The sequence below is a fragment of the Pelagibacterium flavum genome (genome assembly GCF_025854335.1).
Taxonomy (GTDB): Bacteria; Pseudomonadota; Alphaproteobacteria; order Rhizobiales; family Devosiaceae; genus Pelagibacterium; species Pelagibacterium flavum.
Map to the genome: position 1 here is coordinate 2,379,341 of NZ_CP107716.1, position 27,000 is coordinate 2,406,340.

Annotated in this window: 25 protein-coding genes and 1 tRNA gene; 9 read left to right on the forward strand and 17 right to left on the reverse strand. The window is 61.9% G+C overall.

The annotated features are described in order from the left end of the window. Positions 1-6: 6 nt before the first annotated feature. The 4 genes from acpS to rpoZ all read right to left on the reverse strand — a co-directional run bounded on the left by acpS (position 7) and on the right by rpoZ (position 3,764). Positions 7-426 carry a holo-ACP synthase gene (gene acpS, locus OF122_RS11920; protein WP_264224459.1) on the reverse strand — a complete coding sequence of 140 codons (420 nt, stop codon included), beginning with the start codon at positions 424-426 and terminating at the stop codon, positions 7-9. Continuing rightward, positions 423-1,007 carry an orotate phosphoribosyltransferase gene (gene pyrE, locus OF122_RS11925; protein WP_264224460.1) on the reverse strand — a complete coding sequence of 195 codons (585 nt, stop codon included), beginning with the start codon at positions 1,005-1,007 and terminating at the stop codon, positions 423-425. The genes acpS and pyrE overlap by 4 nt, the downstream gene beginning before the upstream one ends. Then, positions 1,004-3,295, reverse strand: a complete 2,292-nt coding sequence (locus OF122_RS11930) for a RelA/SpoT family protein (protein ID WP_264224461.1) — start codon at positions 3,293-3,295, stop codon at positions 1,004-1,006. Before OF122_RS11930 ends, pyrE begins: the two co-directional genes overlap by 4 nt. A gap of 100 nt (positions 3,296-3,395) precedes the next feature. Next, positions 3,396-3,764 (reverse strand): DNA-directed RNA polymerase subunit omega, encoded by a 369-nt coding sequence (gene rpoZ / locus OF122_RS11935; protein WP_264224462.1) that lies wholly within the window; start codon positions 3,762-3,764, stop codon positions 3,396-3,398. Between the two features lie 192 nt (positions 3,765-3,956). Here rpoZ and OF122_RS11940 point away from each other — a divergent pair, with 192 nt between their 5' ends. Together OF122_RS11940 and OF122_RS11945 are read left to right on the forward strand one after the other, a co-directional pair. Next, complete coding sequence (locus OF122_RS11940) at positions 3,957-4,523, forward strand: LabA-like NYN domain-containing protein (protein WP_264224463.1); 567 nt, start codon at positions 3,957-3,959, stop codon at positions 4,521-4,523. 3 nt (positions 4,524-4,526) lie between these two features. Next, the gene (locus OF122_RS11945) at positions 4,527-5,189 is read left to right on the forward strand and encodes a uracil-DNA glycosylase (protein ID WP_264224464.1); all 663 of its coding nucleotides are present in this window, start codon (positions 4,527-4,529) and stop codon (positions 5,187-5,189) included. 213 nt (positions 5,190-5,402) lie between these two features. Here the strand turns inward: OF122_RS11945 and smpB are convergent, their stop codons facing one another. Beyond that, positions 5,403-5,882 carry an SsrA-binding protein SmpB gene (gene smpB / locus OF122_RS11950; RefSeq protein WP_264224465.1) on the reverse strand — a complete coding sequence of 160 codons (480 nt, stop codon included), beginning with the start codon at positions 5,880-5,882 and terminating at the stop codon, positions 5,403-5,405. Between the two features lie 10 nt (positions 5,883-5,892). Then, positions 5,893-6,771 carry a 4-hydroxy-tetrahydrodipicolinate synthase gene (dapA, locus tag OF122_RS11955; RefSeq protein WP_264224466.1) on the reverse strand — a complete coding sequence of 293 codons (879 nt, stop codon included), beginning with the start codon at positions 6,769-6,771 and terminating at the stop codon, positions 5,893-5,895. A gap of 223 nt (positions 6,772-6,994) precedes the next feature. On the opposite strand from dapA, the gene OF122_RS11960 reads away from it, so the two are divergent. Next, a complete protein-coding gene (locus tag OF122_RS11960) occupies positions 6,995-7,933 on the forward strand; it encodes an alpha/beta fold hydrolase (protein ID WP_264224467.1) in 939 nt (312 codons plus the stop codon). 12 nt (positions 7,934-7,945) lie between these two features. Here OF122_RS11960 and OF122_RS11965 read toward each other — a convergent pair whose 3' ends face one another. From OF122_RS11965 to OF122_RS11975, 3 genes are all read right to left on the reverse strand, one after another. Beyond that, on the reverse strand, positions 7,946-8,371 hold the full coding sequence (locus OF122_RS11965) for a hypothetical protein (RefSeq protein WP_264224468.1): 426 nt from the start codon (positions 8,369-8,371) through the stop codon (positions 7,946-7,948). Between the two features lie 179 nt (positions 8,372-8,550). Further along, positions 8,551-9,723 carry an OmpA family protein gene (locus OF122_RS11970; RefSeq protein ID WP_264224469.1) on the reverse strand — a complete coding sequence of 391 codons (1,173 nt, stop codon included), beginning with the start codon at positions 9,721-9,723 and terminating at the stop codon, positions 8,551-8,553. A 192-nt stretch (positions 9,724-9,915) separates the two neighbouring features. Next, positions 9,916-11,079 carry a porin gene (locus OF122_RS11975; protein WP_264224470.1) on the reverse strand — a complete coding sequence of 388 codons (1,164 nt, stop codon included), beginning with the start codon at positions 11,077-11,079 and terminating at the stop codon, positions 9,916-9,918. Positions 11,080-11,472: 393 nt separating this feature from the next. Here OF122_RS11975 and OF122_RS11980 point away from each other — a divergent pair, with 393 nt between their 5' ends. Together OF122_RS11980 and OF122_RS11985 are read left to right on the forward strand one after the other, a co-directional pair. Beyond that, complete coding sequence (locus OF122_RS11980; protein ID WP_264224471.1) at positions 11,473-12,114, forward strand: hypothetical protein; 642 nt, start codon at positions 11,473-11,475, stop codon at positions 12,112-12,114. 135 nt (positions 12,115-12,249) lie between these two features. Continuing rightward, positions 12,250-12,325: transfer RNA gene (locus OF122_RS11985), tRNA-Ala, on the forward strand. 267 nt (positions 12,326-12,592) lie between these two features. On the opposite strand, the gene OF122_RS11990 is transcribed toward OF122_RS11985, so the two are convergent. The 8 genes from OF122_RS11990 to OF122_RS12025 all read right to left on the reverse strand — a co-directional run bounded on the left by OF122_RS11990 (position 12,593) and on the right by OF122_RS12025 (position 22,660). Then, on the reverse strand, positions 12,593-13,432 hold the full coding sequence (locus OF122_RS11990) for an HpcH/HpaI aldolase/citrate lyase family protein (RefSeq protein ID WP_264224472.1): 840 nt from the start codon (positions 13,430-13,432) through the stop codon (positions 12,593-12,595). Next, positions 13,429-13,881, reverse strand: a complete 453-nt coding sequence (locus OF122_RS11995) for a MaoC family dehydratase (protein ID WP_264224473.1) — start codon at positions 13,879-13,881, stop codon at positions 13,429-13,431. Before OF122_RS11995 ends, OF122_RS11990 begins: the two co-directional genes overlap by 4 nt. Next, the gene (locus OF122_RS12000; RefSeq protein WP_264224474.1) at positions 13,878-15,761 is read right to left on the reverse strand and encodes an acetyl/propionyl/methylcrotonyl-CoA carboxylase subunit alpha; all 1,884 of its coding nucleotides are present in this window, start codon (positions 15,759-15,761) and stop codon (positions 13,878-13,880) included. The genes OF122_RS11995 and OF122_RS12000 overlap by 4 nt, the downstream gene beginning before the upstream one ends. Before the next feature lie 3 nt (positions 15,762-15,764). Beyond that, positions 15,765-17,396 carry a carboxyl transferase domain-containing protein gene (locus tag OF122_RS12005; protein WP_264224475.1) on the reverse strand — a complete coding sequence of 544 codons (1,632 nt, stop codon included), beginning with the start codon at positions 17,394-17,396 and terminating at the stop codon, positions 15,765-15,767. 106 nt (positions 17,397-17,502) lie between these two features. Next, complete coding sequence (locus OF122_RS12010) at positions 17,503-18,654, reverse strand: isovaleryl-CoA dehydrogenase (protein WP_264224476.1); 1,152 nt, start codon at positions 18,652-18,654, stop codon at positions 17,503-17,505. Positions 18,655-18,664: 10 nt separating this feature from the next. Continuing rightward, positions 18,665-20,185 (reverse strand): 2-oxo acid dehydrogenase subunit E2, encoded by a 1,521-nt coding sequence (locus OF122_RS12015; RefSeq protein ID WP_264224477.1) that lies wholly within the window; start codon positions 20,183-20,185, stop codon positions 18,665-18,667. After that, complete coding sequence (locus tag OF122_RS12020) at positions 20,182-21,201, reverse strand: alpha-ketoacid dehydrogenase subunit beta (protein WP_264224478.1); 1,020 nt, start codon at positions 21,199-21,201, stop codon at positions 20,182-20,184. Before OF122_RS12020 ends, OF122_RS12015 begins: the two co-directional genes overlap by 4 nt. Before the next feature lie 205 nt (positions 21,202-21,406). Continuing rightward, positions 21,407-22,660, reverse strand: a complete 1,254-nt coding sequence (locus tag OF122_RS12025; protein ID WP_264224479.1) for a 3-methyl-2-oxobutanoate dehydrogenase (2-methylpropanoyl-transferring) subunit alpha — start codon at positions 22,658-22,660, stop codon at positions 21,407-21,409. Between the two features lie 144 nt (positions 22,661-22,804). On the opposite strand from OF122_RS12025, the gene OF122_RS12030 reads away from it, so the two are divergent. The 4 genes from OF122_RS12030 to OF122_RS12045 all read left to right on the forward strand — a co-directional run bounded on the left by OF122_RS12030 (position 22,805) and on the right by OF122_RS12045 (position 26,969). After that, positions 22,805-23,275 carry an Lrp/AsnC family transcriptional regulator gene (locus OF122_RS12030; RefSeq protein WP_264224480.1) on the forward strand — a complete coding sequence of 157 codons (471 nt, stop codon included), beginning with the start codon at positions 22,805-22,807 and terminating at the stop codon, positions 23,273-23,275. A gap of 48 nt (positions 23,276-23,323) precedes the next feature. Continuing rightward, a complete protein-coding gene (locus OF122_RS12035; protein ID WP_264224481.1) occupies positions 23,324-24,073 on the forward strand; it encodes an electron transfer flavoprotein subunit beta/FixA family protein in 750 nt (249 codons plus the stop codon). Beyond that, positions 24,070-24,999 (forward strand): electron transfer flavoprotein subunit alpha/FixB family protein, encoded by a 930-nt coding sequence (locus OF122_RS12040; protein WP_264224482.1) that lies wholly within the window; start codon positions 24,070-24,072, stop codon positions 24,997-24,999. Before OF122_RS12035 ends, OF122_RS12040 begins: the two co-directional genes overlap by 4 nt. Positions 25,000-25,214: 215 nt before the next feature. Continuing rightward, positions 25,215-26,969, forward strand: a complete 1,755-nt coding sequence (locus OF122_RS12045) for a pyrroloquinoline quinone-dependent dehydrogenase (RefSeq protein WP_264224483.1) — start codon at positions 25,215-25,217, stop codon at positions 26,967-26,969. The last annotated feature ends 31 nt before the right edge of the window (positions 26,970-27,000 follow it).

The following is a 27,000-nucleotide window of genomic DNA, read 5'->3' on the forward strand; positions in this document are numbered from 1 at the left end:
GGTTTGTTACGGGAGCGGCCGGGCCGGGTCAACAGGCAGGGCCTCGATGATGACGAAGGCCTGCGCCATGCCATTGTCGTCGGTGATCGAGACGTGGATATGGGGCTGATGCCCCTCGGGAACAAGCCTTGCCAGCATCGCGGCGGCGCCGCCGGTCAGTTTCATCGTGGGTTTGCCGCTGGGCAGATTGACCACGCCCATGTCGCGCCAATAAACGCCGCGGGAAAGGCCGGTGCCCAAAGCCTTGGCGCAGGCCTCCTTGGCGGCGAAGCGCTTGGCGTAGGACGCAGCGCGCAAGCGCCGCCTGTCGGACTTGTTGCGCTCGATCTCGGTAAAGCAACGCTGCGTGAACCGCTCGCCGAAGCGTTCGAGCGTGCGCTCGAGGTGGGCGATTTCGCAGATGTCGTTGCCCAGGCCGATAATCATTGCAGCCCCCTGCTCCCCGGTTTTACAGCCGGCATAGCGGCCAATTCGGGCGGCAGGTTGTCGGGCGAATAGGCGGGAACCTTGTATTGGGTCAACGATACCAGCGGCACGCCCACATCGGCCTCGCCGGCCGAGCGGTCCACGATGCAGGCGGCGGCGATCACGTCGGCGCCCAGGGCCTTTATCGCATCGATGCATTCGCGGATCGAGAGGCCGGTCGAAACGATGTCCTCGACGATGATGATTTTTTCGCCCGGCTTGACCGAAAAGCTGCGGCGCAGTTCGAACACGCCATTGACGCGCTCGGTGAAGATGGCCGGCACGCCCAGATGGCGTGAGGTTTCATAGCCGGGAATGATGCCGCCGACGGCGGGGGAGACGATCTGGGAGACGTCGCCATAGCCTTCGGCCCTGATCTTTTCGGCCAGCGCCTTGCAGAGCTTTTCAGCCTTGTCGGCGAACATGAAAACGCGGTTTTTCTGCAGGAACACCGGCGAGCGCAGGCCCGAGGACAGGATGAAATGGCCTTCGAGCAGCGCATCGCAGGAGCGGAAAATATCGAGGACTTCTTCCTGGGTCATTTGGTTTGGCTCTCCGTTGTCTCTTGCGTTCCCGCTTCAAGCGCGCCTTCCATGCCCGAAATGGCGTTGGCCTGAACCATGCTGGCGCGCTGGACCCGCGAGAGGCCCGGTGTGCGTTTGAGCGTTGCCAGCACGTCTGTCAACTGCGTGAGGTCGTGAACCTCGAGCTCGAAGATAAGCTCATGGGAATCGGCGGCAAGAGCGCGCATGGCCAGATTGGAGATATTGGCATCGCAGGCGGCGATGGCCCCTGTAATCTGGGCCAGCGAGCCGGGCCGGTTCTGGGAATACATCGAAACCACGACCTTGAACCGCGTCTCGGGTTTCCCGGCCATGTCCCAGCGCACGTCGATCCAGCCCACATCCATATCGTGGAAGCCGGCCAGGGCCTCGGATTCCATGGGATAGACTTCCATGCGCCCCGACTGATGGAAGATGCCGATGATGCGGTCTCCGGGCACCACGCCTTCGCGCGAGATATCGACGGGCATGTTGAAATCGAACCCGACCATCGTGGCGAATTTCTTGATGGCGGTGTGCTGGCCGCCGGGCATGCGGAACTTGAAATATTGCGCATTGCGCAGCGCGAACCAGCCTTCGGCGTCGTTGGCGACGGGCAATACAAGTCGGCCCTTGCGCCGCCGCTTGCCCTTTAGGGCCGTGGTTTCGCGCGCCAGATCCTCGGCGGTGATGCGCCCCTCGCCGATGGCGGCCAGCATGGAATTGCGGTCGGTGATCGAGAAGCGGTTGGCGAGGGCTGCGATCTCGTCCTCGCTGAGTTGAAGCGACTCGCGCTCGATCACCGCCATGAGCACCTGCTCGCCCAGTGAGATGGCGCGGGCGAAGGCCCCCTGGCGCACGGCACGGCGGACCGCGGACCGGGCCTTGCCGGTCATGGCGATGTTTTCCCAATTGGGCGGTGGGGTGTGGTCGGCATCGCGCAGGATTTCCACTTCATCGCCCGAGTGAAGCTGGGTGATGAGCGGCATCACCGTGCCGTTGATCTTGCAGCCCACACAGGTATCGCCGACATCGGTGTGAACGGCATAGGCGAAATCGATGGGTGTGGCGCCGCGCGGCAGGGCAATCAGCCTCCCGCGCGGGGTAAAGCAGAACACCTGATCCTGGAACAGTTCGAGCTTTGTGTGCTCGACGAACTCTTCGGGGTTATCGCCTTCGGTCAGCCGGGCAATTGTCGAGCGCAGCCAGTTATATGCCTGACTCTCCTCTTCGAGCCTGTGCATGTCGCCGGAAATGGCTTCCTTGTAGAGCTGGTGCGCGGCGATGCCGAATTCGGCGATGGCATGCATTTCCTGGGTGCGAATCTGCAGCTCCACACGCTGGCGACCGGGGCCGACGATGGTGGTGTGGATCGAGCGGTAATCGTTGGCCTTGGGGACCGAGATATAGTCCTTGAACCGGCCTGGCACGACCTTCCAGCTGGTGTGGATGACGCCGAGGGTGCGGTAGCACTCATCGATGGTATCGACGATGACCCGGAAGCCGATCATGTCGGAAAGCTGCTCGAGCGCGATCGCCTTGCGTTCGATCTTGGAATAGATCGACCAGGCCGATTTGAGTCGCCAGGACACCTTTGCCTTGATCCCCTGCCCGGCCAGATGCTCTTCGAGTTCGCTGCGGATTTCCGCGACGATCTCGCGGCTGGAAATCTCCATCTGTGCCAGACGGGAGGCGATGGCGCTGTAGTGCTCGGGATAGAGCGATTTGAACGCGAGATCCTCGAGCTCGTTGCGCATGTCCTGCATACCCATGCGGCCGGCCAGCGGCGCATAGATGTCCATGGTTTCCTGCGCGATGCGGCCGCGCTTGTGGACGGGCATGAATTCGAGGGTGCGCATGTTGTGCAGGCGATCGGCCAGCTTGACCAGCAGAACGCGCACGTCCTGGGAAATGGCCAGCAGCAGCTTGCGCAGGTTTTCGGCCTGAGCCTCCTCGCGGGAAACGAGGTTGAGGCGGTCGATCTTGGTCAGCCCGTCAACGATCTGGCCGATCTCGGTGCCGAACATCTCGTCGATCTCGGCGCGGGTGGCGTCGGTGTCCTCGATAGTGTCGTGGAGCAGCGCCACGGCGATCGTGGCATCGTCGAGCTTGAGATCGGTCAAGATGGCGGCGACTTCGAGCGGATGGGCGAAATAGGGGTCGCCCGAGGCCCGCGTCTGGCTGCCATGCTTTTGCATGCCGTAAACGTAAGCCTTGTTGAGCAGGGCTTCGTCGGCATTGGGATTATAGGCGAGAACGCGTTCGACGAGTTCGTACTGACGCATCATGCGCCGGGGTACTCCAGGCAAATTCAAGTTCACAAACTGCAAAGGCGCCGGGCCGGAGCCTGACGCCTTTGCAAATACTATAGGGAAAGGCTTGCGCCGATCAATCGTCGCGACGCTCGGGAGGAGCCAGCGACTCGATGCCGCGGAGCAGCTCTTCCTCGGAAATGGTGTCGAACACCGGACCTTCTTCGTCCGAAGAAGTTTCGATGCGCGGCGCGATATCGGATTCGGGCTCGTCGACTTCCACGTACTTCTGGAGCGAGTGGATCAGATCTTCCTGCAGATCGTCAGGCGAAATGGTGCCATCGCCGATCTCACGCAGGGCGACGACGGGGTTCTTGTCGTTGTCGCGATCCACGGTGATCTGGCCGCCAGAGGAGATCATGCGGGCGCGATGGGCGGCCGCAAGAACCAGCTCGAAGCGGTTCGGAATCTTTTCAATGCAATCTTCTACGGTGACGCGTGCCACAGCCGGTCTCCATTGCTTTAGGGGAGTTGCCCGTTCTCTTACACGAGGGCTATGGCGATGACAAGCGGGCGTTTGCCCTGCCGGGCGATGTTAATTTGCGCCCCGGGTGAACTTCTTTCGCCCCTGCGGCGTTGAGCCAGATACGTGCTTGCAAATTTTTCCGCCGTTTTTTGTTTTGGAGCTTTTGTCCATATGTTCGATTCCAGGGAAAAGGTCGTGCTGTTCATAGACGGCGCCAACCTTTACGCCACGTCCCGAGCGCTTGGCGTTGATATCGACTACAAGCGATTGCTGAGCGAGTTTCAGGACACCGCCTATCTGTTGCGCGCCTATTATTACACCGCGCTTGTGGAGGATCAGGAGTACTCCTCGATCCGCCCGCTGATCGACTGGCTCGACTACAATGGCTACACGGTGGTGACCAAGCCCGCCAAGGAATTTATCGACGCGCAGGGGCGGCGCAAGATCAAGGGCAATATGGATATCGAACTGGCCATCGATGCGCTCGAGATGTCCACCCATTACGATCATCTGGTTCTGTTTTCGGGCGACGGCGATTTCACGGCCCTCGTCGCGGCCCTACAGCGGCGCGGCAAGAAAGTTACCGTCGCTTCGACGCTGACGACGCCAACCCCGATGATTTCGGACGACCTGCGGCGGCAGGCCGATTATTTCCTCGAGATCGCCACCCTGGCCAAGACCGTGGGACGCCCGCAGGTTGACCGCCAGCAGGCGGCCAGAGAGGATGTTTCGCCCTGATTCTTGAGCGAGACGACCTTGGCGCTTCAGACCAACCCACCATCCGATTGCCCGCTCTGTCCGCGGCTGGCCGAGTTCCGGCATATCAACCGGCAACAGTTTCCCGATTGGCACAATGCGCCGGTGGACAATTGGGGCGATGTTGCCCCGCGCCTGCTGATTGTGGGGCTGGCGCCGGGACTGCGCGGGGCGAACAGGACCGGGCGGCCGTTTACCGGCGATTACGCCGGGGACCTGCTTTATGCAACGCTCAAGAAATTCGGCCTGGCGACCGGAGAGTTCGAGGCCGATCCCAATGACAGTCTGCAGCTCGTCGACACGCTGATCGTCAATTCCGTGCGTTGCGTTCCGCCGCAGAACAAGCCAACGGGAGCGGAAATCGCCACCTGTCGCCAATTTCTTTCTGCGACAATCGCGGCCAACCCGCAGGCAAAAGCGTTCTTTGCGCTGGGCCGCATCGCCCATGAATCGCTGCTCAGTGCGTTGGGAGAACGCCGGGCCGCCTTCCCGTTCGGCCATGGACGCGAGCATCAGCTGAGCGACGGGCGGACGCTGATCGATAGCTTCCACTGCTCGCGCTACAACACCAATACGGGGAGGCTGACGACGGAAATGTTCGAGGACGCGATGGGCAAGGCGAAGGCGGCGATAACGGCAGAAGGCTGAGCGCCCACCTCCGGCGCCGGGGGGAACTGGATCCCGGCTCGAGGCCGGGATGACGGTGGTGGGGAGGTTGGGCTCGGGAAAAGCAAGACTGACCAATTGGCAGAAGTCGACGCCATTTTTCTATAGCTCGCCCCTTCTCCTCCGGTCATCCCGGACTTGATCCGGGATCCAGTACACTCAGCAATCGAGGAGGCCCGCCCCTCTCAAGCGGGATCAGCCCTGCTTTAGAATCCGCTGCTTGTCGCGGGCCCAGTCGCGATCTTTCTGGACGTCGCGCTTGTCGTGGGACTTGCGGCCCTTGGCGAGCCCGATCAGCAGTTTGGCCATGCCGCGCTCGTTGAAATAGAGCTTCAAGGGCACGATGGTGTTGCCCTGCCGCTCGACGCCCTTGGCGAGTTTTTCGAGTTCGCGATGCGAGACCAGCAGCTTGCGGCGGCGCTTTTCGTCGTGGTTGAAGCGGTTGGCCTGCACGTATTCGGGGATGTTGGCGTTGATGAGCCAAAGTTCCCCACCCTCGGGCGACACGTAGGATTCGGCGATCTGGGCCTTGCCGTTGCGCAGGGATTTCACTTCTGTCCCGCGCAGCACGATGCCGGCCTCGATGGTGTCGAGAACCTCATAGTCGAACCGGGCCCGGCGGTTTTCAGCCACCATGCCGGTTTCAAGCAGACCTTTTTCTTTCTTTGGTGCCATTCTCTATCGATCAGTTGATGAGCCCGGCGTGGACCAGAGCGGCGTCGATCGCGGCGCGCGTGGTCTCGGTCACCGGGACGAGGGGCAGCCGGATTTCGTCGCCGAACAGACCCAGCTTTGAGGCGGCGTATTTGACGCCCTGGGGGTTGGGCTCGATAAACAGTGCCTTATGGAGTGGCGCAAGCCGATCCTGAATGGTGAGTGCCGTGCCGAAATCGCCGGCCTGACAGGCGGCCTGAAACGCCGAGCAGAGCCGGGGCGCGACATTGGAGGTGACTGAAATGCACCCCCTGCCCCCATGGGCATTGAACCCGAGCGCGGTGATATCCTCGCCCGAGAGCATGATGAAGTCCGAGCCGAGCGCAACGCGCGTCATGGTCGCCTTGCTCATATCCGCGGTCGCGTCCTTGACCCCAACGATATTGGGGCAGGCATCGCGCAGACGCTTCATGGTCTCGACGTTGATATCGACAACGGTGCGGCCGGGCACCGAATAGAGAATGACCGGCAGGCTGGTTGCCTTGGCGATGGCCGAAAAATGCTGAAACAGGCCCTCCTGATTGGGCTTGTTGTAATAGGGCACGATGGTGAGGATGCCATCGGCCCCGGCCTGTTCGGCAAATTCGGCCAGATGAATGGCCTCGCGCGTGGAATTGGAACCCGCACCGGCAATGACGGGAACACGCTTGTCGGCCACTTCAATGGCAATCTCGATGACGCGGCGATGTTCCTCGTGGCTGACCGTCGGGCTCTCGCCCGTGGTACCCACCGGAACCAGACCGTTGGTGCCTTCCTCGATCTGCCATTTGACGAAGCGCGCCATGGCGTCTTCATCAACAGCACCCTTATGGAACGGCGTTACCAACGCCGTGATCGACCCGGAAAACATGTGAGACAGTCCTTGATTTTCGACAGATGGCGCGCCTGGCAGCCGCCCTTAACGAGATTATCGCGCTTGATCCCTAACGGGGTGTTTCTTGATGGCGCGGGATGACGGTTTTGTCACCCCCAAAACTGGCGCACCATAGTGGCACTTGCGTGGCGCGACAAGACGGGGCCAGGGCCTGATGTTACCGCGATTGTCTGCGCCGCCGGGCGTGGTATGAAGCATCATGTTCAAGCGCGCAACTCCCCTGCCTCAAACACCGCTTTTTTCCGATCTGCCGGTCCGGACGATCGTTTGCGGAGCGGCCCACACCAGGATCGCCGTTCACATTCACGGCGAGATCGCCGACGATGTGCCCCCGATCGTCTGCCTGCCGGGCTATGTGCGCAACATGTCCGATTTTGCCGCGCTGCCGCGCGCCATCAACCGCCTGCCCGATACCGGTTTCGCCTTTATCCTGATCGACCTGCCCGGCCGGGGGCGCTCGTCCTATCTGGGCAAGGGAGCCCGCTATTCCACGCTGGCCGATGCCGATTGCGTGCTCGATGTGATGGCGGCGCTCGATGTGCCGCGCGCCGTTGTGGCCGGCGAAGGCCATGGCGGTCAGGTGGCGATGGTCATGGCCGGCCGCCGGCCGCTCGCGGTTGCCGGGACGATCCTGATCGATTCTGGCCCGGTGACCGATCCGCGCGGCCTGGTACGCACGCGCAACAATTTTCGTCATCTGGCAGCGCTCAAATCGCCTGCGGCGGCCAGTGCCGCCCTGCGCAAGATCTTGAGCACCGACTATCCGGGCGAATCCGAAGTGCGGCTCGATGGGTTCGCGCAGCGCATTTATGCCCAGGATGAACGCGGGAAGCTGCGCGCGCTTTTCGACAGCCAATTGATCGAGCAGCTCGAACAGTTCGAGTTCGACGACGTTCTCGAACCGCAATGGCCATTGTTCGACACGCTCTCGCACGCGCCGCTGATGATCGTGCGCTCGCAACTGACCGATCAGGTGCGGCGGGCCACATACGATGAAATGACGCATCGTCGGCGCGATGCGGCCACTCTGGTCATCTCCGACCAGGGATCACCGGCGCTGCTCGACGATTCCGCGGAGCATGAGGCCATAGCGGCGTTCTTGCGCGATATCTGCCGGGCAGACGACGAGCAAAGCTGACGCGCAAGCCGCCTACGACTTATTGGCCCTGACCAGCGCCTTGGCCTGCGACACCCATTTTTCGCGTTCGATGCGTCCCCTGAAGGACAGGCGGGCGTTCATCATGGTGATGGATTTGGCGTTCCAGGCGGCAATCTGGCTGAAATGATAGACGCCGTTGTCGTGCAGAACCGATTCAAGTTTGGGGCCGATGCCCTTGATTTTCTTGAGATCATCGGCTTGCCCACCAATGGGACCGTCGAGCAGGCCCAGGGCTGGATCGCAGAGGTCGCGGGTGGCCGAGGGCCTGGCCGCTTGCTGTTGATCGGGCTGCGGGGCCGACGCTGTCTGCCGGCGCGGGCCGAGCATGCGTTTAAGCATGAAGCCTACAAGGCAGCCGATGAAAAAGGCGGCGAGCAGCAGCAGGGCGCTGGGAATGATGTGGGGCGTGGGATCCATGGGTGTTGCCTTCAGCCGCGATCTTCGGGTGCGCCATACCAGCCGGTCGCGATGCCGATCAGCACGGCCAGCATCAGAAACGGCCAGTTGATAGCAATCAGATACGCAATGTCACTCACTGCCAAGCCCCTCTTCCCCAATCGGTGCGCGTCGATAGCTGGTGCGCACAACCCATTATGCTATTGCGCAATATCCTCGAAGCTGAAGACGATGCGCCGGTTTTCCGCCTTGCCAGCCGCCGTATCGTTGGATGCGACGGGAAGGCTTGCCCCATAACCGACGGCGAAAAGGCGCTGCGGGTCGATCCCCTGCTCCACCAACCGATCAACCACGGCCTCGGCACGGCTGAGGGACAGGACGAGATTGGTTTCGGCGCGCCCATCGGCGTCGGTATGTCCTTCTACATAAACCGGAAGCGAAGGGCAAACGGCCAGTATGCCGGCGATTTCGGCGATCACGCCTTCCGAAGCCGCGGTCGGCGCCGTGCGGCCCGAAGCAAATGATATCGGGTTGTTCGCGGTGAGCGCTGTGACCTGCTCGCGGCACTGAGCTGCCTGGGCCGACAGGTCGGTGTTTGTGGTTGCGGTATCGGCCGGGGCGACAGGCTGTTCTGCCGACGCATCGTTCTGGACGATTGGATTGTCGGCGGGTGCGGGCTCAGGGTCTTGCTGGAGCTGTGCCGCATCGTCGGACGGCTCGCTGGCCTCCGCAGTCAATTGGGGAGCCGTGTCCGTCTCATTTTCGAGCGGTTCCGGCTCAGGCGCACCGGCGTCGGCGTTTTCTGTTGTATCTCCAGTCTCAGCGGTATGTTCCTCAAGCAGATCTTCAACCGACTCCACGATGTCCTGCGCAAGCGGATCGGCGGGTTGAGCGGCTTGCTCCTGGTTCGGGCCGGATGTTTCGACCGCGACGACCCATTCGGTTCCGGTGCCGACTGAAGAACCAAGCACGTCGGTCAGTGCCGCGATATCCTGATCGGGCGCCAGAGTACCCGAAACGCTCCATTCCCCTTCATCATAGGCGATCGAACCGTCAACCAGCATTTCGCTCGCTGCGATGGCCTTCATGGCGTCGCGCAAAAAGCCAAGGGGCGCGCCTTCGGCAATCGTCATGCCATCGTGGTCGCTCCCTGCCCGCTCGGCCAGGATGGTGGCGATCGAAGCGTAGGGCACGTTTCCGGTCAGCGTGGGCTGGCCGGCAGCGATCTGGATAGCCCAGGCGAAGGGTTCTCCGGATTCAGCGCCGTTCTCCACCGTCTGATCGAGTGACTGATACTGGGCGAGGGCCGCTTGGGTTGGGGTCAGCAAGACGAAAGCTGGTACGGCAAATGAGAGAAGGCGGGGAAAAATCATTCAAAGCCAATAAGTTTGCGCCGCGAGGCGGCAATGTCGGTCGACTCGGTAATCGGGCCATGAGTGTAAAGCATTTCGGGCTGTAGCGAAGCCATTACACGCCCTGATTTCCTGGGCAAATGGGCCGAACGCAAAAAGAAAGGCCCGGCAAGTGCCGGGCCTTTCCAAAAATCGCCTCGAGGCGAAGAGTTCTTAGAACTCTTTGGAAGCTTCGAAGGACAGACGGTAGTCGTCGACCGTATTGGCGTATGCGTTAATGCTGGTTTCGAAACCGCCGCCAGGAGCGTAGGTCAGGCCAGCAGCGCCGTAGATGTAGTCAGCGCCACCGTTGTCGGTGTAGCCGAGTTCAGCGTTGGCAGCGATGGTTTCGGTGACGTCAGCGTCAACACCAGCATAAACGGTGAAGATGTCAACAGCAGCGACTTCCTGGTAGCCGGCGCCGATGTAAACGGCAACGGTATCAGTGGCGTCGAACGAACCTTCACCAGCAACACCCCAATCGCCGTTGTCTTCAAAGAAGGCATCGGTGTCGAGCGAGAACATGTCGAGGGTAGCCGAAGCGCCCAGCGAAGCAATCCAGTAGCCGGTATCGTCGAAGATCACGCCGCCGCGGACTTCGAACGAGTCGAATTCAGCGGTAACAGCAGCGTAGAAGTTGACCGGATCAGTGGCGCCGTAAAGGTCGCCAAGGAGAACGGCAGCTTCAGCCGAGAACATGCCGCCGTCATATTCAACGCCGAGCAGTGCAGTGCCGTCGCCTTCGAGGTCTTCGAGACCGGCGATAACGGTGAAGCCATCAGCGACCAGCGATTCGATGGTGATGACGTGGCCGCCCTGAGTAACAGGGTTGACCAGATCGTTTTCGTCGAAATCCCAATCGAAGTCGCCGAGTTCGTCATTACCATAAGCATGGTCAAGAACTTCGGTGTCGAGGATCTTGTCCTTCTTACCAGCCGAAAGAACGGTGGTGTCACCGAACTGAACGTAGGCTTCGCTGAAACCGATAGAATCAGCACCGACCATCGGAAGGCCGGTGTAGGTGCTGTCACCTTCAAGCCCGATATAGGCCACGGCAGCACCGGCGTCGGTCTGCGTGGTGGCTTCGAAGATCAGCTCCCATTCGGTAACAGATCCGACTTCGTAAACGCCGCCGATTTCTTCGTGATAGTATTCGTAGGACACTTCACCCGAGATCGACAGGCAGGTGTCGTCGGATTCAATGGTCAGGCCCGAGATGCCGTAGGCATCGCAGACGCCGAGCGACACAAAAGTCGCCGGAATCGGATCAGCGGCCTGGGCACCCGTCGACAGGGCCAGAACAGCTGCAGAACCCAGAAGAAGGCTCTTAAGTTTCATAATTGACCTCCAAAGTCAGTCATTCAGTTTGGCCGGGCTATCCGGCAGTTTGTCGAAACGCGACCACATTATTGTTGGTGTCGTGTGTTGCCGTCGCGTTGCGACCGACAAACGATCCCATGCATGGATTCGCAAGACCCACTCTAGCGATGCCGGTTGAGCGCGCAACAGCCGTTAGCCCTGTTCAACAGCCGTTCGGGCGGGTTGCAAAGGCATTGTTGCAAAATGTCCACACATACGGAAACCACTCGTTAATATTTGAGGCAATTAGCCTTTACGACTCCTTTATGTATCGCCTGCGAAAGACTGTGACGCGCGCAGGTTTCGCAAAACAGCCACATTGGTGATGTGCTTGGGTTCGGACCGCCGCCTGGTCCTATAGAGGTTTTGTTATTGTCCCACTGGCCCCCGTTATCGTCACGCGCGTGCAGCGCGGCACTGGTTATCTCGATGCTGATGGCCGGCAGCCTGGTGGCCCAGGACGACGCCGCCGATGTCGAGCAGATGATGACCGATGCCGAAGCGCTGGCGGTGGGAATCGATGTGACCACCCGATGCGCGCTCTTTGACACCGCGATCGACTATCTTTCACCGCTCGAACAGGTTGCGGCCCAGATCCGGCTTCGCGAAATCGTCGCCGCGGCATCCGAGGAGATCGAGGACACACCCGATCGGGTTGCGCAGATGCGTGCCGGGGCGGCGGCGCGGGTCTGCGGCGATCCGGACCTGGCACCCTATATGAGTTTCAGCCGGCAGATCGCGCGCGACGTTATCGACATCGCCCTTGTCGCCTGGAAAACCATTGACGTGCCGGGCTGCAATTATTTCGCAGATGACGGTTTCATGCAGGCGGCCGAACGGGCCAGCGCCGCGGCGCAACAGGCGACTCTGGAGGGAGAGGCAAACCGCATCGCCTATATAGAGCAGCGCGGCGCGGCCTGGGCCGAGGTCTTTGCCGCCAATTGCACGAATCTTCGCTTTGAGCCGGTCGAGACATTGCCGGGACAGATCGCCCTGGCGCTGCCGACCGAATAGGTCCTGGAGCACTTCTGCCTTTCACTTGCTCGGCCCTGCGGGTCCGAGCCGGATAGGCAGCATCAACTTGTCCAGGAAATGCTCCAATTCCCCCCTTTCAGCCTGCGCGATATTGCGCTAAACCCCTCTTCGAATGGGGCTGTAGCTCAGTTGGGAGAGCGCGTCGTTCGCAATGACGAGGTCGTCGGTTCGATCCCGATCAGCTCCACCATTTCCTTCTCTCACGGCGCGTACCACTGCGGGCATGACGGCGCTAGAACCGCGCCTATGCGCTACGTTGCGCCTGCGACGGCGCGGCGAAAACGTTCGCCGGGGTCCTCGGCTGTGCCTCGTCCATTTCCTTCTCTCACGGGCCATACCGCTCACGGCATGACGCGCTAAGACCGTGCTATGCCGTTCACTGGCCCTCCGAGGGGCGCGCGAAACGTCGCGCGGGGTCCTCGGCTGCGCCTCGTCCGACTGTCTGTCCTTATGGCGGTCAGCCGGGAAGCTGGGCTAACAGACGCTTTGCTGCGAGGAGATGCGGGCGGTCGATCATGCGGCCCTCGAGCCTGAGGGTTCCGGCCCCCGGGTTATCGGCAAAGGCGGCGATGACGGCCCTTGCGTGGGCGATTTCGGCTTCGGTGGGGGAGAAGGCGGCGTTGATGACGGCGATCTGGGTGGGATGGATGGCCATCATGCCCGAAAAGCCGTCGCGGCGGGCGCGCGCCGCATATGCCCTGAGCCCTTCGGTATCGATGAAATCGGGATAGACCGTCTCGACGGCCGGGACGCCCGCCGCGTGGGCGCCGAACAAGGTGAGACTGCGCACCATTTCGTAGGGCGGCGTATAACTTCCACCGGGGCGGCGGGCCGTGGTGGCGCCGACGGCGGCGGGGAGGTCCTCGGCGCCCCAGGTCAACCCGCACAATCGGCTGGCGACGGCACCATAGGTGCCAAGCCCGAACACCGCCCTGGGGGTTTCGGTGGCGATGGGCAGGATCGGGATGTGCGACAGACCGAGCATGGCGGCCAGTTCGGCGACGGAGCTTCCCGATTCCGATTTGGGCAGCACCAGAGCGTCGGGCTTGGCAGAAAGGATCGACTCGAGATCGGCGGCGAGATCGGGGGAGCCGAGCGGATTGACGCGGACCATCAATGTCACCTCGCGGCTGGCGCTCGAAAGGAACTGCGCCACATCCTTGCGCGCCCAGGGTTTTCGCTCGGGCAGCACCGAATCCTCAAGATCGAGGATCACGGCATCGGCGTCGCTTTTCAGCGCCTTTTCCATGCGGTCCGGGCGATCTCCGGGGACAAAGAGCAGTGAGCGCAGCCTCATTTTGGCCTCCGCCGGATCAGTGCGGTGCGCGTGCAGGTGCAGACGATTTCGTCGTGCTGGTTGATGGCGCGATGGGCGAAGGTGACGATGCCCGCTTCGGGGCGGCTGCCGGAAGCGCGCAGGTCGATCACCTCGGATTCGATCCTCAGCGTGTCGCCAATGAATACGGGTTTGGGCATTCTGACCGCGTCATAGCCCAGATTGGCGATCAATGTTCCGAGGGTCGTTTCAGCGACCGATATGCCCACCATCAGCGAGAAGGTGAACGTGCCGTTGACGACGATCCGGCCGAACTCTGTGCCCTTTGCGTATTCGGCATCGAGGTGGAGCGGTTGGGGGTTGTGGGTCAATGTGGTGATGAGCAGATTGTCCGCCTCGCTCACCGTGCGGCGGATGGGATGGGCGATGGTATCGCCGATCGACCAATCGTCGAAATAGCGCCCGCTCATTGATTTTCCTCCGCAATTTCCACCAGAACCGTGCCTTCGGTGACTTGCTCGCCGCTCGATGCATTGATCGCGGCGACGGTGCCGTCAAAAGGTGCTGACAGAGTGTATTCCATTTTCATCGCTTCGAGGACGATGAGCGTTTCGCCCTTTGCGACCCGCTGGCCGACGGCAATGGGAATGGCGGTGACCTTGCCGGGGATGGGGGCGAGAGTTGCCCCATCGGCTGCCGCGCCGCCATGGGTGGCGTCGGTGCGGTCGGGGGAGAAGGCGAAGATTTCGCCTGCCTCGGCGATGAGGGTGCGGTGAGGCGATTTGTGGACGATGCGCGGTGCTTGTGTGCTGGGGTGGGGTCTGTTCGAGCGGAGCGAAACCGTGACCGGTTCTGACGCCAGGCGCATGCGGATTGTGCGGTTCGGTTCGGCATTCATGCGGAAGCCGACGAGATCGCTCCAAGCCCCCTGCCCTTGCGGCAGCATGGATTGCGCTGCAAGTTCAAGGGCTTGTGCGGATGGTTCGACAGGTTGATTCAGCGTATCGCCGTGGCGTTCGATGAAACCGGTGTCGATGTTTCCGGCGCTAAAATCGGGTTCGGACAGCGCGCGGGCGAGGAAGGCGGCGTTGGTTTTGACCGGGTGGATGGCGATGGACCGGCAGGCTGTTTCAAGCCGGTCGATGGCCTCCTGGCGCGTCTCGCCATGGGCGATGAGTTTGGCGATCATGGGATCGTAGAACGGGGTGATGGCATCGCCGGTTTGAACGCCGGTTTCGATGCGGACGTCCTCGGGCAGTTCGAAGATTTCGACCGTGCCGGTCGAGGGCATGAAGGCGTTGGCGGGGTCTTCGGCGTAGAGTCGGGCTTCGACGGACCAGCCGGAAAAGCCCAATTGATTCTGTGACTTGGGAAGGGTTTCTCCCGAAGCGATTCTGAGTTGCCATTCGACGAGGTCGACGCCGGTGATCGCTTCGGTGACCGGGTGTTCGACCTGCAAACGGGTGTTCATTTCCATGAACCAGATGCGGTCGGCGCGCAGGCCTTCCGAGGCGTCGGCGATGAATTCTATGGTGCCCGCCCCTACGTAATTGACCGCATGGGCGGCCTTTATGGCGGCAGCACAGATGGCGGCGCGGGTCGGCTCATCCATTCCGGGCGCCGGGGCTTCCTCGATCACCTTCTGGTGGCGGCGCTGCAGCGAGCAATCGCGCTCGAACAGGTGCACGACATTGCCGTGCCGGTCGCCGAACACCTGCACCTCGATATGGCGTGGGCGGGTGACGTATTTTTCGAGCAGCACGCGGTCGTCGCCAAAGGCACTTTTCGCCTCGCGCCGGCACGATTGCAGCGCGGCTGAAAAATCCTCGGGCCTTTCGACCTTGCGCATGCCCTTGCCACCGCCACCGGCAATGGCCTTGATCAAGAGAGGATAGCCTATCTCGTCGGCGGCGGGGATAAGTGTCTGGGGGGACTGGTCCGCGCCCATATAGCCGGGCGTTACGGGCACGCCCGCCTCTGCCATGAGTTTTTTGGCCGCGTCCTTTAAGCCCATCGCCTCGATGGAGGCCGGGTCGGGGCCGACCCAGATCAGGCCGGCATCGATAACACCTTGCGCGAACTGGGCATTTTCCGACAGGAAACCGAAACCGGGATGGATGGCATCGGCCCCGGATTCGAGGGCGGCGGCGATGATCGTGTCCCCGCGCAAATAGCTCTCGCTGACCGGCGACGGCCCGATATGGACGGCTGCGTCGGCCATGCGGACGTGGAGCGCGCCGGCATCGGCGTCCGAGAATACCGCAACAGTTTCAACGCCCAGGCGTCGTGCGGTGCGGATGATGCGGCAGGCGATTTCGCCGCGATTGGCGATGAGGAGACGCTTGATCATCATCTACATCCTGAACAGCCCGAATTGCGGGCGCTCGGGGATCGGGGCGTTCAGCGTGACGCGGAAGGCGAGGCCCAGAATTTCGCGGGTTTGGGCTGGATCGATGATGCCGTCATCCCAGAGCCGCGCCGTGGCGAAATAGGGATTGCCCTCGGCCTCGTAGCGGGCGCGAATGGGATTCTTGAAGGCTTCCTCGTCCTCTGCTCTCCAGTTTTCGCCTTTTGATTCAAACCCATCGCGCTTGACGGTGGCGAGGACCGATGCGGCCTGTTCGCCGCCCATCACCGAGATGCGGGCGTTGGGCCAGGTGAATAGGAACCGCGGGGAATAGGCGCGGCCCGCCATGCCGTAGTTTCCGGCGCCGAAACTGCCGCCGATGATGAGGGTGATTTTGGGCACCGTAGCCGTGGCGACGGCGGTGACGAGCTTGGCGCCGTCCTTGGCGATTCCGCCCGCCTCATATTTGCCGCCGACCATGAAGCCGGAGATATTTTGCAGGAAAAGCAGGGGGATACGGCGCTGGCAGCACAACTCGATAAAGTGGGCGCCCTTGAGCGCGCTTTCGGAAAACAACACGCCATTGTTGGCGATGATGCCGATTTTGGTGCCCCAGAGTTCGGCAAAGCCGGTGACCAGCGTCGTGCCGTAGTTCGCCTTGAACTCGTGAAAGCGCGATCCGTCCACGATGCGGGCGATGATTTCGCGCACATCGTAAGGGGCTCTGACATCCAAGGGAATTATGCCGTAAAGGTCTGAAATATCGTAATTATTTTTTTCTATGCCCAATGTATCCCCGGTGGACTCGCGCCCCACGCCCAGTGGACTGTCCGCAAGGGTGGAGACGATGTCGCGGATAATGGTCAGCGCGTGCTCGTCATTTTCGGCGATGTGATCGACGACGCCGGACTTCTTGCCGTGGGTTTCGGCGCCGCCCAGTTCCTCGGCCGAGATGATCTCGCCGGTGGCGGCTTTGACCAGCGGCGGGCCGGCGAGGAAGATCGTGCCCTGATTGCGCACGATGACCGTTTCGTCGCTCATGGCGGGAACGTATGCCCCGCCAGCCGTGCACGAGCCCATGACGCAGGCGATCTGGGGTATCGATTGGGCCGACATCTGTGCCTGATTGAAAAAGATGCGCCCGAAATGGTCGCGGTCGGGGAACACTTCGGCCTGAAAGGGCAGATTGGCACCGCCGGAATCGACCAGATAGATGCAGGGCAGACGGTTTTCGAGGGCGATTTCCTGGGCGCGGAGGTGCTTTTTGACTGTCAGGGGAAAGTATGCGCCGCCTTTGACGGTGGGATCGTTGCACACGATCATCACCAGACGGCCCGAGACCTGCCCGATGCCGCAGATGATGCCGGCGCCCGGTGCTTCGTCTCCATACATTCCGTTGGCGGCCAGTTGGCCGATTTCGAGAAAGGGGGAGCCGGGATCAAGGAGGCGCTCGACGCGGTCGCGGGGGAGAAGTTTGCCGCGCGCCACATGGCGCTGGCGGGAGGTTTCGGGGCCGCCGAGGGCGGTCCTGGCGACGGTATCGCGCAGCTCGGCGGCCAGCGCGCGATTGTGCGCGGCGTTGGTGCGAAAGGTCTCGGACGCCGGGTTGATGGCGGATTGGAGGGTGGGGGCGGTCATGCCATGCGCCTCGCTAGGGCGGCGGTGAATGCGGAGATGCTGCTGCTGGATCCCGGGAATAAATCCCGCGATGACAGGGTGGGACTTTGGGTGCGCTGGTGGCCCATCATATCCCGATCACCTCGCGCCCGATGAGGAAGCGGCGGATTTCGTTGGTACCGGCTCCGATATCGTAGAGTTTTGCATCGCGGACGAAGCGTTCGACCGGCCATTCCTTTGTATATCCGGCGCCGCCCAGCGCCTGGACGGCTTCGAGCGACACCTTTACAGCGTTTTCCGAGGCCAGGAGGATGGCGCCGGCGGCATCAAACCGCGTGGTCTGGCCCGCATCGCAGGCTTTGGCCACCGCATAGACATAGGCGCGGGACGAATTGAGCGCGACATACATATCGGCGATTTTTGCCTGCATGAGCTGGAATGAGCCGATGGGCGCGCCGAACTGCTTGCGATCGCGGATATAGGGCAGCACGGTATCGAGACACGCCTGCATGATGCCGAGCGGGCCGGCGGCGAGGACGACGCGTTCGTAGTCGAGGCCCGACATCAGGATTTTCACCCCCTGCCCTTCGGCGCCCAGGACATTTTCGGCCGGAACCTCGCAATCGGTGAAAACGAGTTCGGCGGTGTCCGAGCCACGCATGCCCATCTTGTCGAGTTTGGGGGAAACGGAAAAGCCTTTCATGGCTTTTTCGATGATGAAGGCGGTAATGCCCTTGGGACCGGCGGCGGGATCTGTCTTGGCGTAAACGATCAACACATCGGCTTTGGGCGCGTTGGTGATCCAGAATTTGGTGCCGTTGAGGACATAGCGATCCCCGCGCTTTTCGGCGCGCAGGGACATCGAGACGACATCGGACCCTGATCCGGCTTCGGACATGGCGAGGGCGCCCAGATGTTCGCCGGAGATCAGTTTGGGCAGGTATTTGCGCTTTTGGGCCTCGGTGCCCCAGCGGCGGGTCTGGTTGACCGCGAGGTTGGAGTGGGCGCCGTAGGACAGGCCCACCGAGGCCGAGGCGCGGGAGACTTCCTCGACGGCAACGCAGTGTTCGAGATAGCCAAGACCCAGGCCGCCAAATTCCTCTTCCACGGTGATGCCATGCAGTCCGAGTGCGCCCATCTCGGGCCAGAGGTCGATGGGAAACGTATTGGTTTGGTCGATCTCGGCGGCACGCGGCGCGATCTTGTCGCTGGCGAAACGGTGGGTGGTCTCGCGGATGGTATCGGCCATGTCGCCGAGGGCGAAATCGAGATGGGTCATTGTGGTCTCCTCAGCTCCATGAACGCTTCTCGATGAAGATCAGCGCCGGGTTTTCCAGCAGGCGCTTGAGGCGCTGGATGAATTTAGCGGCGTCGTAGCCATCGACGATGCGGTGATCGAAGCTGGACGAGAGGTTCATCATGGTGCGCACGGTCACCTGATTGTTGATGAACACGGGGCGGCCCATGAGCTTGTTGGGGCCGATGATCGCCACTTCGGGGTGGTTGATGATCGGGGTGGCGGCAACGCCACCCAGAGCGCCGAGGCTGGTCAGGGTGATGGTGGAGCCCGAAAGCTCGTCGCGGGACGCCCTGCCCTCGCGCGCCGCGTTGGTGACCCGGCTCATCTCGCGGGCGCAATCCCAGATGTCGAGCGCCTCGACGTGGCGGACGACAGGGACCATGAGGCCTTCGGCGGTTTGCGTGGCAATGCCGATATGGATGGGCTCGAACTGGCGCAAGACGCCCGCTTCGGCGTCGTAATGGGCGTTGACGTGCGGAAACTCGGGCAGCAATTGCGCAAGCGCCCGCATGAAGAAGGGCAAAAGCGTGAGCTTGGGCTGGGCGCCCTGGCGCGAGGCGTTGATCTCCCGGCGCAGCCCTTCGAGAGCGGTCATGTCGCAATCCTCCACATAGGAGAAATGCGGGATGGAGCGGGCGGAGAGTTCCATGCGCTCGGCGATCTTTCGACGCAGGCCGATGATCTTTTTCTCGTGGACGCCCTGGCGCTCGCGGGCGGCGGGCTCGGGCGCCCTGGACTTGAGATGGGCATCGAGGTCGGCATCGGTGATGCGGCCTTCGGGGCCTGTACCGATGACGTAGTTGAGGTCGATATCGAGATCCTCGGCGCGGCGGCGGGTGGCCGGGGCGATGAGGATTTGGTGGTGGGGAGTGGGTTTGGACTCTGCGCTTGTGGCCCGCTCTGCCTGGACTCCGGGAACAGGCCCCGGAGTGACAGGTTGGGGGTTGGGAGACGCTGAAGACTGGGCCGCGGGCGCTTCTCCATCCCCTGTCATCCCGGCCTTGAGCCGGGCTCCATCAGGCTCGGAGGATGGAGTTCTCTCACCGGCGCCGGGGGTACTGAGTCCCGGGTCTTCGCCCGGGATGACGGGGGTGGGTGGGACGGCGGAGGGGGATGGAGCCGCAGGCGCTTCTTCTTCCCCATCGCTTCCCCGGTCAAGGCCGGGGTCCATGGGTGCTTGCCGTTCGCTCGCCGGTTCGCTTCGGCTCGGGCGGGCACCGGCATTCGCCGGGGAAGCGGGGGGTGGGGCGGCCTCTGCCTCCGCCTCGCCTTCGATCTCAAGCTCGACCAGAACCGAGCCGACGGGCGCCTTGTCGCCTTCGGCGCCGAATAGTTTGAGCACCGTGCCGGCGACCGGCGAGGTCATGTCGATTGTCGCCTTGTCGGTCATCACGTCGACGAGCGTCTGGTCCTCCTCGACGTGGTCGCCGACCTTGACGTGCCAGGCGGTGATTTCGGCTTCGGCGACGCCTTCGCCGATATCGGGCAAGCGGAAGGAATAGGTCTTCATGCCACCGCCTCCACACAGCGCTTGAGCGCTTTGGCGACGCGCACCGGACCGGGGAAATAATCCCATTCGAAGGCGTGCGGGTATGGGGTGTCCCAGCCGGCGACGCGCTCGATCGGGGCGCGCAGGTGATAAAAACACCGCTCCTGTATGAGCGCGGAAAGTTCACCGCCGAAGCCGCCGAACCGCGAGGCTTCGTGCACGATGACGCAGCGGCCGGTCTTTTTGACCGATTTGACGATGGCGTCGATATCAAGCGGCACGATGGAGCGTAAATCGATCAGTTCGGCGTCGATGCCGGATTCGGCAATCGCCGCGTTGCAGACGTGAACCATGGTGCCATAGGCGAGCACCGTCGCCTCCCTGCCCTCGCGCATGACCGAAGCCGACCCGAGCGGCACGGTGTAGTGACCGGCGGGGACTTCGCCGAGCTTGTGTTCGGCCCAGGTGGTCAGCGGCTTGTCGTGGTGGCCGTCGAAGGGGCCGTTATAGAGCCGCTTGGGTTCGAGAAAGATCACCGGATCGTACTCCTCAATGGCGGCGAGCAGCAAGCCCTTGGCATCGTAGGGATTGGAGGGGATCACGGTTTTCAGCCCCGTCACATGCGCAAAGATCGCCTCGGGGCTTTGCGAATGGGTCTGGCCGCCGAAAATGCCGCCGCCATAGGGCGAGCGGACGGTGATGGGGCACCAGAATTCGCCATTGGAGCGATAGCGCAGGCGGGCCGCTTCGGACACGAGCTGGTCGTAGGCGGGCAGGATATAGTCGGCGAACTGGATCTCGACGATGGGCCGCAACCCGTAGGCGCCCATGCCGATGGCCGTGGCGACGATGCCGCCTTCGGAAATGGGGGAGTCGAAACAGCGGCTTAGCCCGTGTTTTTTCTGCAGTCCTTCAGTGACGCGGAACACGCCGCCGAAATAGCCCACGTCCTCGCCGAACACCAGGGTGTCGGGGTCGCTGCCGAGCTTGATGTCTAGGGCGGAATTGAGCGCCTGGATCATGTTCATGGCCGGCATGGGAGACCCCTCGTCGTTTGCGGCCGTCGCACGACGCCAGCTACACACACCGTCGTCATCCCGGCCTTGAGCCGGGAGCCAGTACGCTCAGAGGATGCGGAACGCGCCGCGGAGGACAGATTTCCGACGCCGAGGGTACTGGGTCCCGGGTCTTCGACCGGGATGACGCTGGTTCTCGGTGATGCGGCCGAAGACAGGATTATTATCATACCCCCGCCTCCCGGCGCTGTTCGCGGATGCGCCAGTCGGGGTGGGCGAAGACGTCCTCGAACATTTCGCGCGGATTGGGCTTGGACTGGCCCAGCGTACCGATGGCTTCGGCCTGCTTGACGGCGGATTTGATGTCGGCGGTCAGCTCGGCGATGAGCGCCTCGTGCTGTTCTTCGGACCATTCGCCGATGGCGATGAGGTGGGCTTTCAGCCGCTCCAGCGGGTCGCCCAAGGGCCATTTGGAGGCTTCGTCCTCGGGGCGGTAGCGGGTGGGATCGTCGGAGGTGGAGTGCCCGGCGGCGCGATAGGTGAAAAACTCGATCAGCGTGGGGCCATGATTGGTGCGGGCGCGGTCGGCGGCCCAAAGGGTCGCGGCATAGACGGCGAGGAAATCATTGCCGTCGACCCTAAGACCGGGAATGCCATAGGCGATGGCCTTGGCGGCAAAGGTGGTTTCCCCGGCTCCGGCAATGCCGGAGAACGAGGAAATGGCCCATTGGTTGTTCTCGACGCAGAGGATAACCGGAGCCTTATAGACGGCGGCGAAAGTCAGGGCTTCGTGGAAATCGCCCTCTGCCGTCGTGCCGTCGCCCACATGACCGATGGCGATCTTGTCGTCGGATTTGAAGGCCGAGGCCATGGCCCAGCCCACGGCATGGCCGAAGCGCGAGCCGACATTGCCCGAAAGGGAATAAAAGCCGTAGTCGCGGGCCGAATAGAGAATGGGAAGCTGGCGACCGCGTAAGGGATCGCGCTCGTTGGAATAGATCTGGTTGCACAGATCGATCAGCGGATAGTTCCGCGCCATCAGCCAGGAGAGCATGCGATAAGTGGGGAAATTCATATCCCCAAGGTCAAGCGCCAGCGCCTGGGCCGCGCCAATGGCCTCTTCGCCCAGCGATTTCATGTAAAAGCTGGTCTTGCCCTGCCGGTGGGCGCGGAACATCCGCTCATCGAACAGGCGCGTCTTGAGCATGGCGGTGAGCCCGGCGCGCAGCGTATCGGGGTCCAGGCGCGGGTCCCAGGGGCCGACCGCCCTGCCCTTTTCGTCGAGCACGCGGATCAGCCCATAGGGCAGATCGCGCATGTCGCGCTCGGGCTCGGAAATGTCCGGGCAGCGCACAGCGCCGGCCTCGGGCACCTCGATGTGAGAAAAATCGACGGGCTGGCCGGGCCGCGCCGGCGGCTCGGGTACGTAGAACGATAGTGCCGGGCGGTTGGATTTATCGCGTCGTGCGACTGTGTCCATGCTGCTCTCCTCCCCGATTGCAACATTGGGCTTTGATCAATATTACTACCAATCAAAGGGGAGAACTTGACTTCATTCTCCGACTATCCCGTAATGGTTGGATATTTCATCCTATCATTTCACGCATATTGAGGAGACGATCACATGGACGAGATGGATCGCAAGATTCTGGCAGTGGTCCAGAATGACTCGTCCCTGTCCGTCGCCGATATGGCGGAGAAAGTGGGCCTCTCGCACACACCCTTCTGGCGGCGTCTCAAGCGCCTAGAAAAGGACGGGGTCATCAAGGAGCGGGTTTCGATCCTCGACCAGCACAAGCTGGGGCTCGATATCACGGTCTTTGCCCATATTAGACTCAAGCAGCACGATGAGGAAACGCTTGAAGCGTTCGAGCGGGAGGTCGCCGACTATCCGGAGGTCGTGGAATGTTATTCCATGAGCGGGGAGACCGACTATGTGGTGCGTGCGCTGGTCGCCTCGATTGAGGAATATGAGCGGCTTTTGAAGCGCAAGCTGTTGCATTTGCCCGGCGTTGTGGCCATCAACTCCCATTTCGCGCTCAAATGCATCAAGCTCACGACCAAGCTGCCGATCGCTGCGGAAACAGCGCGCTAAACGGGAAACGGCCTCACGTCCCGGATGACTGAATAAGAGGAGACGGCTTTGAAAATTCTAGTCCCGGTCAAGCGGGTGCTCGACGCCAACATCACCGTGCGGGTGAAATCGGACGGCACGGGCGTCGATCTCGCCAACCAGAAGATGAGCATGAACCCGTTCGACGAAATCGCCGTCGAAGAGGCGGTCAAGCTCAGGGAAGCGAGCATCGCCACCGAGATCGTCGCGGTTTCCATCGGGCCGGCGCAGGCGCAGGATACGCTGCGCACCGCCCTGGCCATGGGCGCCGACAGCGCCATTCTGGTCAAGACCGATGAAACGATCGAGCCGCTGGCGGTTGCGAAAATCCTCAAGGTGATCGCCGAACAGCAAGGCCCCGATCTGGTCATCATGGGCAAGCAGGCCATCGACGACGATTCCAACCAGACCGCGCAGATGCTTTCGGCCCTGCTCGGCTGGCCGCAGGCGACGTTTGCCTCCAAGGTTGAAATTGCCGATGGCAAGGCGACCGTGACACGTGAGGTCGATGGGGGACTTGAAACGCTCGAGATGAGCCTGCCGGCGGTTGTTTCGACCGATCTGCGGCTCAACACGCCCCGTTATGCCTCGCTGCCCAATGTGATGAAGGCCAAGAAAAAGCCGCTCGAGGAAATCGATGCCGCCAGCCTTGGCGTGGCGCTTGCGCCGACGCTGAGCGTGGTATCGACCGCCAAGCCGGCCGAGCGCAAGCCCGGCTCGATGGTGAGCTCGGTGACCGAACTCGTTGAAAAGCTCAAGACGGAGGCTCGGGTGCTATGAGCATTCTCATCCTCGCTGAACACGATAATTCCACCCTTGCGGTTGCCACGGCCAAGGCCGTTGCCGCGGCGCAGAAGATCGGTGGCGATATCGATGTGCTGGTGGCCGGGTCCGGTTGCGGCCAGGTCGCCGAGGCTGCGGCAAAGCTCGACGGGGTCGCCAAGGTACTGGTGTCCGACGCTGACGCCTATGCGCACCAGCTTGCCGAACCGGTCTCGGAATTGCTGGTGCATCTGGCGGGCGGGTACAGCCATATCGTTGCCGCCGCGACCACTTCGGGCAAGAATGTGATGCCGCGTGTGGCGGCGTTGCTCGATGTGATGCAGGTTTCCGATATTACCGCCGTGCTGTCGGACAAGCGTTTCGAGCGGCCCGTTTATGCGGGTGCGGCGATCCAGACTGTTGAGGCCACGGCAGACAAGGTGGTTGTCACCGTGCGCGCATCGGCGTTCGACGCCGTGGGCGACGGCGGTTCGGCCCCGCTCGAAGCGGTCGATTTTGCGCCCTCGGCTCCTAAGGTGAAATTTGTCTCGCGCGACACCCCGGTCAGCGCCGGGCCGGAACTTGCCAATGCGCGGATCGTGGTTTCGGGCGGACGGGCGCTGGGCTCGGCGGAAAAGTTCAACGAGATCATCAAGCCGCTGGCCGACAAGCTGGGCGCCGCCATGGGCGCTTCGCGCGCAGCAGTGGACGCGGGCTATGCGCCCAATGACTGGCAGGTGGGCCAGACCGGCAAGGTCGTGGCGCCCGATCTCTATATCGCAGTGGGAATTTCCGGGGCGATCCAGCATCTGGCGGGAATGAAGAATTCCAAGGTCATCGTGGCCATCGACAAGGACCCCGAAGCCCCTATTTTCGGGGTGGCCGATTACGGGCTGGTGGGTGATCTGTTCGAATTGGTGCCCGAGTTGACCGACGCGCTGTAAGCGCAGTCACACGCATCAAAAAGGGCGGCGCAAAAGTGCCGCCTTTATTGTCAAGCCGTCCGGCCTGAACACAAACGCTAACCAATAGTTGACGAGGTTAACCATGCAGGCGTACCATTAAGCGGTACTGGCTAAGCTTTCTGAGCTGACGCTATTCGCCAGCCAAGTATTTCATGAAAGAGAGCCAGTACTCCAGGCTTTGGAGGAGGCCTCTCATGACCAAAACCAGACAATTACTCAGCTTATTGGCAGTCGCCGCATCGTCGGTTTCACTATTGGCCGTACAGGCCGGCGTTGCCCAGGACAGTCCGATCGACGATCTCACGCCGGTCACTGACGAAATGTTGAATAATCCGCCCGACGGCGACTGGCTGATGTGGCGGCGCACATATAACGGCTGGGGCTACAGCCCGCTCGATGAAATCAACAAGGACAATGTTGGCGATCTGGAACTGGCCTGGGCCTGGGGCATGTCTCCGGGCGGACGGTCGCAGGAAACGCCCCTCGTTCATGACGGAATTCTGTATCTCCAGAACTCGAGCCATCTCATCCAGGCCCTCGACGGGGCCACGGGCGAGTTGATCTGGGAGTATGAGTACGAACTCCCCGATGAGGTGAATCCCAACGGAGAGCGCAGCAAGGCGATTTACGATGACAAGCTGATCATCGCCACTCGCGATGCGCATCTGATTGCGCTGGATGCCAAGACCGGCCAGCTGATCTGGGACAAGACGGTTGCCAACTACGAGCACGGCTTTGCTTTCTCCAGCGGACCTATCGTTGCGAACGGCGTCGTTGTCCAAGGCATGACCGGGTGCAGCAACGCTCAACCCGGCGGCTGCTTCTTTACCGGGCACGACGTGGATACCGGTGAGGAATTGTGGCGTGTCCACACCATCGCCCGCGGCGATACGCCCGAGGGCAATAGCTGGAACGGTCTCCCCCTGGAAAGCCGCTATGGCGCATCGGCCTGGATCACCGGCTCTTACGACCCCGAGCAGAACCTGATCTTCGCCGGCGTCGGACAGCCCTATCCGTGGAACGTCGAGATCGCGGGGCTGACTCCCCCGAGTTCGGATCCCAACGTCACCAATGAGGCACTCTACACCAACTCCACACTTGCCATCGATGTGACCACGGGCGAGCTCGAATGGTACCACCAGTATCTGGAGACCGACTCTCTGGACCTCGACTATGCCTATGAGCGCATATTGGTGGACCTGCCGTTCAACGGCGAGATGCGGCAACAGGTGGTGACGACCGGAAAGATCGGCATTATCGAGTCGCTCGACCGGACGACGGGTGAATGGCTGTGGGCCCAGGAGACCGCACCGCAGAACGTGGTGCTTTCTATCGATCCGGACACCGGCGAAAAGGAGATCAACCCCGAGGTCATTCCGGTGATCGGTGAGACCACCTTCAACTGCCCGGCCGACCCGGGCAGCAAAGCCTGGCAGGCCACGGCATACAGCCCACGGACCGAGACCCTGTATCTGCCAACGGTTGAGTTCTGCTCCAACACCACGGTCAATCCGCTCGATCCGGGTGAGATTTACACCGGTGGCGGGCTGCAGACCTTTGCTCGCGTGCCGCATCCTGATGGCGATGGCAATATCGGGCAAGTCCGTGCCATCAACCTCGTGGACCAATCGGAGGTTTGGCAGTATCGGCAATATGCACCAGTCACCAGCGCAACCCTGCCGACTGGTGGCGGGCTGGTGTTCGTTGGCAGCCTTGATCGCAAGTTCATGGCCTTCGACGACGAAACTGGCGAAAAGCTCTGGGAAAGCGGGCCGTTGAGCAATTCGCTCGAATCCTTCCCGATTTCCTACGAGGCGGGCGGCAAGCAATATGTTGCCGTTGTCGCGAACTGGGCCTCGGGTCTGGGCCGCCTGGCATCGCTGACCCCGGACATCCGCCTGCCGTCGGACAATCCGGCAACACTGTATGTGTTTGCGCTTCCCGACTGATCGGAAGGCGCCATCCGAGAAGCGGGGCGGG